We start from the raw sequence: 12,897 nt of genomic DNA, 5'->3' as shown, positions 1-12,897 counted from the left end.
TTGCTAGTCCACATACTGAAATTCGTTGCTCATCAACAACGCCTGGGCAACGAGTGGCCACGGCGAATCGATGTAGCGTGTTTGCGGCCGGTCTGGTTTTTGAAATCGTTTCTGAAACTCGACCAATTTCAACGTCCTGGAAACCTCCGCGGGAACCGGCTGGCGTCCCAGGATCGACCGAAACAAAAACTCCACTTTGGCCTCGTCGGCTTTCATCCGCGTCAACGCGTCCGACGAACCGATCGCGGCGGCCTGGTCGATCACCAACGGCGAGTTCATGATGAACAGCGCCTGTTGGGCGACGATGCTTTCGCCCCGCGCGGGTTGCGTTTGCACCGGGGCCGGGAAATCAAAGGCCCTGAGCGTCGGGTCCAAATTGAAGCGATTGATAAATCCGTAGATCGCGCGGCGTCGGGTGTAGTCGTCGCCCCAAAGTCGCTCGGGGTGACCACCGATCCGTCGGTCCAATTGGCCGGCGACCAGCAACATGCTGTCGCGAATCGCTTCGATGGTCAGGTGTTTTCGATTGGCCCGCCACAGCCACCGGTTCTCGGGATCCGCCACCACACAGGTCTCGCGTGTTCGACTGGATTGCTGATACGTCTGTGACATCACGATCCGCCGCACCAAGTGTTTGACCGACCAGTTGTGGCGGATGAAATCGTCGGCCAACCAGTCCAACAGTTGCGGGTGCGTGGGCGGTGCTCCCTGCAATCCGAAATCCGACGGCGTGGCCACCAAGTGGGAACCGATCAGGTATCCCCAAACGCGGTTGACGAACACGCGAGCGGTCAGCGGGTTCTCCGCCGACGCGATCTTGTCGGCCAATTCCAATCGGCCGCTGCTGGTCGCCGGAAAGGCGTGCTGTGGCGGATCCAGGATTTTCAGAAACCGACGTGGCACCGCCTGACCGCGTGCGGCGGCATCGCCGCGGAGAAAGACAAAGGATTCCGGTCGCTGTTTCCGTTCGGCAACCACCATCGCCCGCGCCGGGGCGCCGGGGTGAAACGTCAACAACTCGGCCAACTCCGTTTCACGAATCTTCTGCGCGATGGGGCGATTGTTATTTTTCGCCTTCTTGCCCGCAGCCCCGTTGATCTTGGCTTCGATGGCCGATCGCTTCGCGGCGAAGTCGGCGGCCTGGGATGGCGTCGGTTGATACGAGGTCAACAACGGCTGTTTCGTTTCATCCAACGGATTCACGCGAGCGACTGAGGCAAACACGCCGCGCAACGAATAGTAGTCCGCCGTCGGCACGGGTTCGAACTTGTGGTCGTGACAACGTGCACAGGCAGCCGTGATGCCCATCAGCCCGCGTGTGGTCACGTCGATCCAATCATCCAACGCTTCGTTTTGCGCCCGGCTGGAATACGGACCCGCAGCATAAAAGCCCAGTGCCGCCATCTCCGGTGCATCGGCCGCAAACCCCATCAAGTCCGCCGCGATCTGTTCTTTCAAAAATTGATCGTAAGGCTTGTCGTCGTTCAGCGAATGCACGACGTAGTCGCGATAGGAAAACGCGAACGGGTGGTAATGCGGCGTCCGTGTGTCGGGACGATAGTTGTTGTCGGTGTCGGCATAACGAACGACATCCAACCACAGACGACCGAGATGTTGTCCAAATTCGGGTGATTCGATCAGTTGGTCGATCCGCTGCGACGTCGCGCGATCGGGATCCAATTCCGTCGCTTCCTGAAACGCGGTGACTTGCTCAAACGTCGGCGGCAACCCCGTCAAATCATAGTGCAAGCGACGCACCAACGTCGCAGCGTCGGCGACCGGGGACGGCGTCAATCCGGCGTTGACCATCGCATCAAGCACGAAACGGTCGATCGGGTTGTCCCCCCAATGTTTGAGATCCGAATCGAGCGCCGACGAGGGCACGGTGACCGATCTCACCGGCTGGAATGCCCAATGAGTTGCCGCTTGATCAAACAGATAGTCCTGGTCACCCAATCGCGAGAACTCGGTCTCGCCCATGTCATCGGCCGGGCCATGAGCACCACGCCGGACCCACCGCTCAAACAACGCGATGGTTTCCTCATCGAGTCGCTGTTCCGGCGGCATCTGCAAATCGTCGTTGTCATAACGAATCGCGGCGATCAGCAACGACGCATCGGGTTCGCCGGGAATCACCGCTTTGTTCGTCTCGCCACCCTCGATCCATCCCGAGCTGCGATCCAGCAGCAATCCGCCCTGCTGCTCACCGGCCTCTTCGCTATGGCACTCGTAACAGTGCTCGACCAACAGCGGGCGAATCTTTTGCTCAAAAAACCGCAGCTCGTCGGCTGACCCGGACGTTCGCCGCCCTTCGGCAAGCAGCGATCGCGTGCCGCAGGGCATCAGGGTGCCCGCGACGAGTCCGGCGAAAACGGCAAAGCCGGCGAGGGCGTGGCGATGGAAACAGGCGTGCATCGACGGGGCAGCGGTTGGAATGGCGAAGAATTCACCGTGGCGGGGGACCGCTCTGCGGCCATCCTCATTGTGATCGAGTCGGCAAACGCTGTCCAGGCAAACGCTGTCCAGGCAAACGCTGTCCAGGCAAGTAAGGATCGGACGCAAAATCAGTGTCGGATCTTGCGAGTGGGATAGGCTTCCAGCCTGTCATTCCAGAGTCGACAGGCTGGAAGCCTATCCCACTTACTTTCCGCCTGATGCCAGCCGGGTGGCGACGACGCAGCCCGATGGGGAAAGTCACGGCCGATTGTATGAGCGACAGATTTGATCGTAACACAAGGCGCTAAGACTCTTGCAGCGTGGGCCCTTTCTGGCGTTTGCTTGCTGCGCAAACGCCGTCTCTCCCAGAGGGGGTTCTTCGCGGATTTTAGCGGCTGCTCTCGGATACTCGGAGAAGGTTTTTTGAGGGATGACTGCGATGTCCGATGGTTCTGTTCGGTCTGATGGCGAAGCCAGCTGTAGCGGAGACGGGCTCTGCGGAGGAGCAACCCGCCTCGGAATCACCTGGTCTGCGATGCGGCGAAGGTGCTTCGTGCCCTCCACCGGCCCGCGTCGCCGGAGGGGCGTTTGAACCGAGCGGTTGTCGTCCAACACCCATTCGGACATCGCAGCAATGCCTCAAAAAACCTGGGTCCTGAGTGATTAGCCACTAAAATCCACGAAGAACCCCCTCTGGGAGAGATGCCATTGGGTTGCCAAAAGCTGCCGTCGTGCAATCGCCCCCCGCGGCGTAGGGCGGAACCTGGGAACACGCAGCAAGCCTATTCGCCGAATTGCGGTCCACCGGCGTTACCGAATTTCCGCCACCAACGGCTTGTGCCAGGTCTTGGATTCGGCGGTGTAGTACAAGTACGCGCGACTCGGCGGACCGGTGTATTTCCCCGCGATTTCCGCGACACAGGCAATCGGGATGCGTTTGGATTCCGCCGGTGCAAAGGTTCGCCAATACAAGACGACTTCGCGACCGCGCAATTCGTAGAAATCAATTTCACCCGACTGACGGAGTTTCTCCAAGCTCTCGATGATCGGTTCGAGGCCTCCGGGAAGTCCGACCACGGCGACGGTCATCGGACGCCCGGTGTTGGTCGCGTTGGTGACGTTCGCAACGACGTCGATCGTCTCGCCGCTTTCGACGTTCGCTTGATCGGGCTGGCCGGCGAAGGACAGGTTCATCGCGATCGGACATTCGGGATCACTTGATGGCGTCGTGGTCCGCCCGCTGAATCGAAGCGTGAAGGGCAAGCTAGCCGCATCGCTGCTGCGAAGCGTCAAACGCGTCGTGGGATCGGAAACGAATGCGTCGATCAGCGTCGGCGTCATTTGCCATGTCACGCCCTCGGCGGGACGCCCTTCCCAGCGAACCGTTTCCACGACTTCACCGTCGATCAAAATGTCAACGCTGCCGCCTTCGCCGCCGACCATCTGATCGTGCATCGCGATCAAGGCCTTGAGCGCCAACACCGTCGCTTGGGTCGATCCGAATCCGCCGCCGCGTCGATGGTCGATCAACCACGCCGCCGCCTTTTGGGCCACGCCGCGATGGTCATCGCTGCAGGCAAACGCCAGGATCGCCAGCGCTGTCGTTTCGACGGTCCGCGAGATCCCGCCGCTTTGCGTGATCGTCGTTTTGCCGACGAAGCTTCCGTCTGGTTGTTGCAACTCTGCGAGCCGTTCCAGCAACGCCGCAGCCTGGCTGTTTCGGCCGACGTTGGCCAGCGTGATGGCGGACAACGCGATCAGGTAGGGATCGTCAGAGGATTCTGCCACGTGTTGCATCGCATCCAGTTCGGCCGACAGTTCCGAATCCGTACGGGAAGCATCGTCCGCGGCCAAGTCGGCTTGCGAGAGCGCCCACAACAAGTACGCATTGACGACCTCTTGCTGAACCGACCAGACGTGCAAGTGGCGTGGGTTGCGTTTGAAACCGCCCTTGCCGTCGCGTCGGGACAGCAACCATTCCCGTGTGCGGCTGAGCATTTCGCGATCGATGTCGATCATCTTCGCCATCTCGGAAAACTGCATCAATCCGAATGCCGACAACGCTTCGTGCCCGGGATCGTTGCCGAACCATTCGTAACCGAGCGTGGAGCATTCGTAGCTGGTCAGTTTTCGATAGCCGCGACGCAGCAACGACACGGTGCGGCGTTGGGCACGGTCATCGACGACGCCTTCCAGTTGCAGCAATTGAAATGCCATCACGTTGGGATAGTTCGACGCCGATGCCTGTTCGAAACACCCGTGCGGTTCTCGCAAGATGCTTTCCAGCCCCGCGCTCAACTGCGATCGGGGGCTCGGGAAAAACTCCATCTCGGCCGACAACGATCCCGGCACCACGGTCTCGGGCAAGTTCGCCGACAGGGAAGTGGTCTTGGACAGCGAACCCGACTGAGAAACGTCGAACGGAAATCCGTCGGGAACGATTCGCACGGTTCGTTCGACCTGATCGGCGAGCGTGCTGCCGCTGAGTGTCGCCGAGACGCGGACCTTGGCGTCGGTCGGTTTGGCCGGTTCGGTGACGTCGAGGGAAAAGACTTCGGTGCTTCGCTCGCCGGCGGCGACGGAGGTCATTCCGGACCGTCGCGTCGCATTGAATGCCGGGTCCAATTGCAATTGAACCTCGAACGCGCCGTCCTGGTCGGTCGCATTGACCAAACCCACGGGCAAGTCGATGCGATCGCCGCCGGTGACTTCCAACGGCAATTTGGGTTCGACTTGAATCGGAATCTCGGTCACGACCGAGCCTCCTCCACTGCCCAAACGTCCGTCGGTGCTGTGCGCGTCGACGTCCACGCGGAACATCGTCAGCGAGTCCGACAGATCGAATCGAATCGTCGCCGTTCCCGTTGAATCGGTCACCATCATCGGGTTCCAATACAATGTTTCGGTGAAGTCGCTGCGGACATCGTCTTCGCTGCGGCGATGCAGATGGGCGTACTGACGTATCGGAAACCGCAGTTCGTCCATCAATTGATCGGCCAGCGTCTGGGCGTCCAGATCACGCGACTTTGCCCAGCGTTGCAGTTGTTCCGGGGTCAGTCGCGACTGCGACACCTCGGTCGGCACCTTCGCGCCCCGCTGGCCCAAGAATGCTTGGACGACACGTTGGACAAACGGTTGGGTCGCGCCCGGGTCGGCACCGGCTGCATCGGCCTGTTCTTCTTCGCCCCGAAATCGTGCTTCATCGGCGGAGCTTGATGCGGACGGTGCTTCTAACATCGGTGCGATGTCGCCGGCGGTCATCTGATCGCTGGCAGATTCCGACGTCGCTTCGACGCGATAGTTTCCTTGGCTGCCGCAACCGGATTGCGCGAGCATGACCGCCGCGAACAACAGCAGCCCGGCGGCAACGGCACCGGCCTTTCGCGGACGGACCAACAACCCGATCAACCAAAACGCGCCGATCAAGATCAACGCGATGCGGACTTCGGAAACAAAGCTCCGCCAGGCGGCCGCGAGGTGCAGTCGGTACTGGTGCAACTGCGCCGCAATCGTCGCCTCGTTCGTCTGTGTCCGACCGGTCAATTCCGTTCGTTGTCCATCCAGTTCCAGCAATCGCGTCAGTGCGTCGCGAAAGGTTTCATTGAACTGGTCCGGTGATCCGCTGACAAACCGTCGCCAGCCCTGGGTGCCCAGCAACAGATCCAAACTCTCGGCCGCCTCGGGCGAATCGTCTAGATAGAAATCGGCGTGTTCCAAGTCCTCCGGCGACTGAATCTCGCTGGTTAAGAAGAAATGGGTGGCGATCGACGGCAGGTCCTGTTGCCGCAAGCTGAGCGCGGCGTCGTCGACGACTCGGACACCCAAGACCGCTCCGGGGACGGGTTGATCGTTTTCGTCGGTGACCGCGATCGTCATCCGCACCGACTCGCCGGGCGAGTGGACGCGACGGTCCTCGTCCACGCTGGCCGTGACGTTCAGTTTCTTGACGGCTTTGCGATAGACCAAACGCTCGACCAGCGGGGTGGCCGTCTCGCCGGCGGCATCCAACACCGTGACGCGAATCACGCCGGCGGCGCGGTCTTGAATCGGTACCGACACGGACGTGTCACCGATGCCGAGTTCGGTCGTCTTGACTCCCACCAGTTCCCCGCGACAGACCACGCGAACGATGCACGACCGGCGTTTGGTGCTGCGAACGGTCATTGAAATCGGATCGCCGGGTTCGAACACACCGCCGCCGGTATCCAACACCGGCAAGGCTTCGACGACCGATGGCAACCACGGTGTCTCGGTGATGTCCAACGGCGACGTGATCCGGAGCGAGTAACGTTGTCCCGATTCGGGCTTGAATTCGAACCGGCCCATGCCGTCGCGGACCGTCTTGATGCTGGCGACCATCCGTCCGGCTTGCGACAGGACTTCGCCAGCGATCTCGATCGGATTGCCATCGGGGTCCCGTGCGGCAAAGTAGACTCGGTTGTTGACGCCGCCGACCAGGTAACCGCCTTCGGGATAGAAATCGACTTCGGCGCGTCCGGTGTGAATCGGGATCGGTCGGGCGGCGGTTTCAGTAACCGATCCATCGTCGATCGCGATCGACAACGTGCCCTCGCCTTCGCGGATCACTTTGGGCAGATCGAAGTCGACCGCAAGCTCTCCATTGATGCCCAGTGAGCTGGTCGATTGATGAACGACACTCCCGTCGACGACGGCTTGGATGCGCGCCGGGGCGGCGACGGGGATCGAATCATCCGCGCGGCGGACCGTCAACGTGGCTTCGACGCGATCGGATGCACTGTAGGACCGCTTGGAAAATTCGAGGTCCGTTTTCAATCGAACCGCACGGTAACGCCGCACTTCCAGTTCGCAGATCTGATCCGGGAAAAAGCCGTCCAGGCTTTTGGCGATCAACTGGTACGTTCCACCGGGTGCGGTTTCGGGAATCACAAACGTGCCGTTGCCGACACCCCGCTCGGTAACGCCTTCAAGGATCGCGCCGTCAACCGCCGCACCGCTGGCGTCGGCGAGTTCGAAACGGATCGGGACGTCGAGGTGCGCCGCCAGCGTTCGACGGTTCAGCGTCACCGACCGAAAGAACACGGTTTCGCCTGGGCGATAAACCGGTCGATCGGTCGACAGGAACGTCAAACAACGCGTCGGTTCCAGCGGCACCGTCAATCGCACTAGACCTTTGCGACCGGTCGGATTGGCGTCGACGTGCAAGACCGCATCACCGGGAATCGCGATGTCGTCGGGCACGCGAATCCGGCAGGGGCCTTGCGTGGTCGTTTCCGAGGTCCCGAAGAACAGCACCGCCCCCTGGGAGAGCACCTTGAAAGAGATCGTCGCCGGCACCACCGGCATCGACGGATCGAATGTTTCGCCGGCCGTCGGATCGGCCGGTTGGGGTCCGACCGCGACCAGAAACTCGTTCCTCGCACCGGCGTCGGCTCCGGCGACGGGTTGCACTGCGACATGCAGCTCGGCGTCGGGCGATGCGGGGCGCTGGTTTAGGTAGCGAACGCCGCTGATCGCGATCGCCAGTGTCGCCGCGGTCGCCAACGATCCCAACCAGAGACGCAGAAAGCGATTGGGGGCTGCGGGCGAGACATCTGCCGGCGAGACATCTGCGGGTGAGGCATCAGGGGGCGACGCCGCAGCAGACATCTTGTTGCGTTCCGGTTCGGTCTCGGTCGGTTCGCGCGGTGTCGTTGGAACCACGGGCGGCGGGGTGACCGGCGTCTGGACCGCCGGGGGCGCGTTGGGTTCCCGCTTTGCCGGCGCGCTGACTTTGGCGGCGGCGGCCAGTTTCGAGGCGACCAACAGCGTCTCGGCCCACCGTTGTGCGACCGTGGGATCGGTATCGATGCGTTGTTTCAACTCCGCCGACTCGTCGTCATCCAGCAATCCGTAATGCAGCTCCAATAGGGCTTGTCGCAAGTCGTCGTCGTCGGTGGGCGGGTGATTGGTATTTGGCTCGTGGTTCATGACAGGTCTCCCACGCTTTGGCGAAGTTGACGGATGGCAGAACGCATACGGGTTTTGACGGTCCCCAGCGGCAGCGACATCGCGTCGGCGATCTGGGAATAGGTCAGGTCGCCGTTTTGCCGCAACAAAAACACCTCTTGCTGTTCCGGCGGCAGCGTCGAAACGGCCCGCCGGAGCCGGGCGAGTTCCTCGTTTTTCATCAGCCCGTCCGTCGGGCTGTCAGCGGTCGAAGCCATCGGATGGTCCTCTTGCAGGGATTTTCGACGACGATTCCAGGCGGTTTTTCGGAAATCGCGTCCGGTATTGAGCGCGATTCGAAATACCCAGGCCCGTAGGTTTTGGATGTCATCGATCTGGTGCCGGCGATGCCAACACTTCAAAAACGTTTCCTGCAACGCATCCCGGGCGTCCTCCAGATTTCCGACGACGTAATACAACGTCCCCAGAATTTCGTCCGGGCAGGAATCAAAAAACAGCTCCAGACGCTCGCATCGGGCGTCTGTCGTCGTCTCTTCGATCGATTCCGGATCGTCGCTCATGCGATACGCCTGCGGCGGAAAATGCGTTGTCCGAAGATACAGACGAGGCACGGGAGTGAACGGATTTTACAAAATCGGATACGATCGGGCTTTTTCCTGTCCGACAGCGAGATCAAACGTGGGACTTCAGGCGGCATTTGACCTTTTACTTCGTTCGGACCAGCCCCTGGTCGAATTGGACGATTTGGTTTGGCAAAGCCTGCGGGCCGGTGCCAACTCCTCCGATCACCCCTGGAATTTGGGGGCATTTTCGACGATCGATTCGGCGCACCCGCAGTTCCCTCGCCCCGATTGTCGCACGGTGGTACTGCGTCATGCCGATCAGCAGCGGCGGACGATCGATTTCTACACCGACGTGCGATCGGACAAAATTCGACAACTGAATTCCGGCCACTCCCCCGCTTTGGCGTGCTGGATGTTCTACGAAGCGTCGACCAAAATCCAGCTGCGACTTGATGGCACAGCGGAGGTGATCGACGGGGTACAAGCCGACCAGGCCTGGGAACAAACGCCGCTCGTCAGTCGGTCGGCGTACCTGTCGCTGCGGCGTCCGGGTGATCGTTTCGACGGTCCCCAGCCGCCCGACACCGGCGACCGCACGGTTTCACAAGCCGAATCGGAGCGGGGGCGAGCGAATTTTCGCATCGTCCGCACGACCGTCCGGCAGGCGGACTGGTTGTATCTACGTCGCCAAGGCCATGTCCGTGCGACGATCGGCTATGGCATCGACGGAAAATCCGACGTGTCCTGGGTGGTGCCTTGATCGGCGATCTTCACTCGCCCTTGTCCTTGCGGGCGCGGCGTTTTGCTTCCAACAATCGCTCGGTGTAACTGGTTTGTGGTGGCGCGGCGACGGATTTGCTTTCCGTCGGTTTGGACGCCGCTTGGCCGATGTCGGAGAGTTCGACTTGGTCGTCGGTTGATTCGACGCGCGTCGGTTCAAATCGGACGTTGGCCCGGCGTTTCTGCAAGTCCTCGTCGATTTGAGACTTGTTCTTTCGCAACGCATCGAGCCGCGTGACGACTTGGGCCGCGGATTCTTGTTCGCCACGCATCTTTTTGATCGTCCGGCCGACCCAGCTGAAATCAAAGGCGATGCGGCGGATCATCACGTCGCCGAGGAACAGACAGCATCCGCCCAACACGAACCAGGGCCAGGCGTCACGGATGCTGCGGGCCAGCGCCAACCCGCCGCGAAACGCGTTGGTTTCCACCAGTTCCTCGCTCGCCCGATTCTCCAGCGGCGCGGTGACTTCGCCGACCGTTCCGCCACGGGGCTCGGTCGCGGCCAGGGATTCGATCAGCGCCAGGTTGGTTTCGCGGACACGATACTCGTCACTGTAGGGCACCGTGACACCGGTCGTCAGCGGCGCGGCGCCGGGGCCGGGGACGACGTTGACGAAATAACTGCCCGCGGTCGTCGCCGGGAACGAACCGACATAGCGTCCGGGGGCCGCCTGTCGCATGCCGAGCGGGATCGGTTTCAAGTTCGCATCGAGCGCCGTCGCGTTCATTTCCAGAAAATCCAGAAACGAATCATCGTTGGCCAGGGCGTTGACGACCACTTGGACTTGGCCGTCTTTGACACTGGTGGCGATCGTAAATTTGCCGGTGTCGCCGGTCGGTCGCATCAGCCAACGCACCAATTGGCTATAGAATTTGTCGTAGTCGGCCCAGTCGTTCCAGGCGCTGGCCCAGCGCGCCCCGGCGTCGGTCGTCAGCACGGCCGTGCGGCCCAGCCCATAGGTCCAAGCCGCCAGGATCGTCGCGTTTTCCGGTTGGTCCGGCTTAGGCGATTGAATCAAGACCTGCGCCAGCGGACTGTCTTTGGTTTGCGTCATCACAAACCCGGTGACCGGCGGCAGAACGCGATCGATTCCGTCGAGCATCGCATGCGGGAAGATGACTTCGGGGACCGCGCCGCCGGGCGGTTCGTAGACCAGGGGTTTGGAGACGCGACGCGCTTCGCGTTGAAAGATCCTCGGCAACGCACGTCCCGATTTGACGCTGTAATACTTGCCGCCGGTTTGCGTCGCGATCTTCTGCAATCGCTGGCTGCCCGCCAGACCGTGCGAGGCCACCGCAACGGTGCTGATCGTGATGTTGTTGTTTTTAAACGCGGCGATCGTGCCGGGCATCGGATCACTGGGGTCGCCATCGGAGATGATGATGCAGTGTTTGACCGACGCCGGAGCCGACGAGAGCGATTTCACCGCCATCTTCATCGCCGGGTCAAATTGCGGCATGTCGCCGGGCGTCATCTTGCTGATCCGGGCGAGCATGTTGCGGCGATTCGGGCCGACTTCCAACAGCCCCGGTGACGACGGATAGCCGCCCCACAGCCACGCATCACCGCTGAAATTCCAGTGCAGCACGCCTGCCAGGTCTGACGGGCCGAGTTGTTCGATGGCGGATTTGCAGATCACTTTTTGCCAGTGGTTTCCGTCGGCCATCTCGCTGGCATGCATGATCAAGGCCAGCGCGCCCACCGCTTGGACCTTGGCGTTCTTGATCTTGAAATCGACCGGCATCGCTTTTTCGATTTCCGATCCCGTCCAACCGCCGGCGCCAAAGGCTTCCGGTCCGCCGAGCATTAGCAATCCGGCGCCGAGCTGTTGCGTGTTACGGACCAGCATTTCAATTTGCGGGTCGGTGAAGGAAACGATTTCGTTTTGACTGCTGCCCGAGACGCGGGGGACGCCGGCCAGGATCGCGGCGTCATAGGCTTGCAACTCGGCGAGCGAACCGAACAGGTTGTCGTTGGTTTGCGTGACGACTTCGATGTTGTTGTCACGCAGACGACTGACCAGCAAATCAAAATCGCCCAGACGACTTCGGTCTTCGATCATCAACACGCGTCCTTGACCACGCACGTGCGTGTAGGCCGTCGCGCTATTGTTCTGACGCAATCCGTCGTCATCCTTGCTGTCGGGAACGAACTCTGCTTGATAGATGTACGGCGCCGGTTGATCGATCGTGTGCCGCAACGGAAACACGTTCTTGCCGGGGTCCAGCGTGATGTCCTGTTCCAGCAAGATCGATTCGTTGTCGCCGACTTTCTGTTTGACACGAATCTTGCCCTTGGTCGGTTGGCCGCCCTCGGGCGTCGCATCGGTGTAGTTGTTGACAACGATTCGGGCTTCGAACGGTTGGCCTTTGCGAATGTCGCTGGGCAAGTCAATCTTTTCGACCAGCACTTCGCTCTTGGCATCGAGCATGACGGGAACCACATCGATGCCGATGCCCGCCGCGGCGACCCGCGCGACCAGCTTTCGCGCTTGGCCGAGGTTCTCGTTGCCGTCGGTGACCACGACGATCCGCCGCGCGGTGTCTTCGGGCATCGTCGCTTGGGCCAGGTTCAACGCCGATTCCAAATTCGTCGCGTCGCTGCGATCCATCAGGCTTTCCAGCCGTCGCAATCGAATCTCATCGTCAAACGGCGGGATTTCGATCGACGCGTCGCGGCCGAACACGATGATGCCGGCTTTGTCACCGCGACGGCCGTCACGATGGCGTTTGACATTGCGGACCACAAAATCCAGCATCACTTGGCGTTTCGCGTTGGGAATGCTCTCGGATTGATCCAGCACGTACATCACCGTGATCACGTCACTGACGCGAACCAGTTGCACGCCCGCCATGGCAAACACCAAAATCGTCCACACCAGCGTTCGCAACAGCAATGCCAACGCACGCCGGGTCTTGCCCAGCACCCCCAGGGATCGGAACCCCAGGTACCACAACACCGGCAACGCCAGCATCAACCACAAATAAATCGGATGCTCAAAGCTGAGGCGATAGGGCAGCATGTCGGTACGGCGCGTGGAGTGCAAAACGAGCGATGGAGCGTTCCATCGGGCGAAGCAACCAGCTTAACATCTCCCACCGGAAAAGGACGCGCCGGTTTGCGATTTCAACGCGCGTCCGGGGGCAGATTCACGCGTCAACACCAGCGGGAAGCGTCACGGCCTGT

General features: G+C 61.0%; 5 protein-coding genes. 1 reads left to right on the top strand and 4 read right to left on the bottom strand.

The genetic code is table 11. The features are described 5' to 3' along the window. Positions 1-3: 3 nt before the first annotated feature. The 3 genes from Enr13x_RS01590 to Enr13x_RS01580 all read right to left on the bottom strand — a co-directional run bounded on the left by Enr13x_RS01590 (position 4) and on the right by Enr13x_RS01580 (position 8,924). On the bottom strand, positions 4-2,562 hold the full coding sequence (locus Enr13x_RS01590; protein WP_145384399.1) for a PSD1 and planctomycete cytochrome C domain-containing protein: 2,559 nt from the start codon (positions 2,560-2,562) through the stop codon (positions 4-6). Positions 2,563-3,246: 684 nt separating this feature from the next. Then, on the bottom strand, positions 3,247-8,385 hold the full coding sequence (locus tag Enr13x_RS01585) for an MG2 domain-containing protein (RefSeq protein WP_145384398.1): 5,139 nt from the start codon (positions 8,383-8,385) through the stop codon (positions 3,247-3,249). Continuing rightward, positions 8,382-8,924, bottom strand: a complete 543-nt coding sequence (locus tag Enr13x_RS01580; protein ID WP_145384397.1) for an RNA polymerase sigma factor — start codon at positions 8,922-8,924, stop codon at positions 8,382-8,384. Before Enr13x_RS01580 ends, Enr13x_RS01585 begins: the two co-directional genes overlap by 4 nt. Positions 8,925-9,042: 118 nt before the next feature. Here Enr13x_RS01580 and Enr13x_RS01575 point away from each other — a divergent pair, with 118 nt between their 5' ends. After that, positions 9,043-9,687 (top strand): PNPOx family protein, encoded by a 645-nt coding sequence (locus tag Enr13x_RS01575; RefSeq protein WP_197455701.1) that lies wholly within the window; start codon positions 9,043-9,045, stop codon positions 9,685-9,687. A 10-nt stretch (positions 9,688-9,697) separates the two neighbouring features. Here the strand turns inward: Enr13x_RS01575 and Enr13x_RS01570 are convergent, their stop codons facing one another. Then, positions 9,698-12,733: a VWA domain-containing protein gene (locus Enr13x_RS01570; RefSeq protein WP_145384395.1), complete on the bottom strand. Its 3,036-nt coding sequence runs from the start codon at positions 12,731-12,733 to the stop codon at positions 9,698-9,700. Positions 12,734-12,897 lie beyond the last annotated feature (164 nt).

It is taken from the genome of Stieleria neptunia (genome assembly GCF_007754155.1).
Lineage (GTDB): Bacteria > Planctomycetota > Planctomycetia > Pirellulales > Pirellulaceae > Stieleria > Stieleria neptunia.
This window is presented reverse-complemented; position numbering and strand designations above follow the sequence as displayed.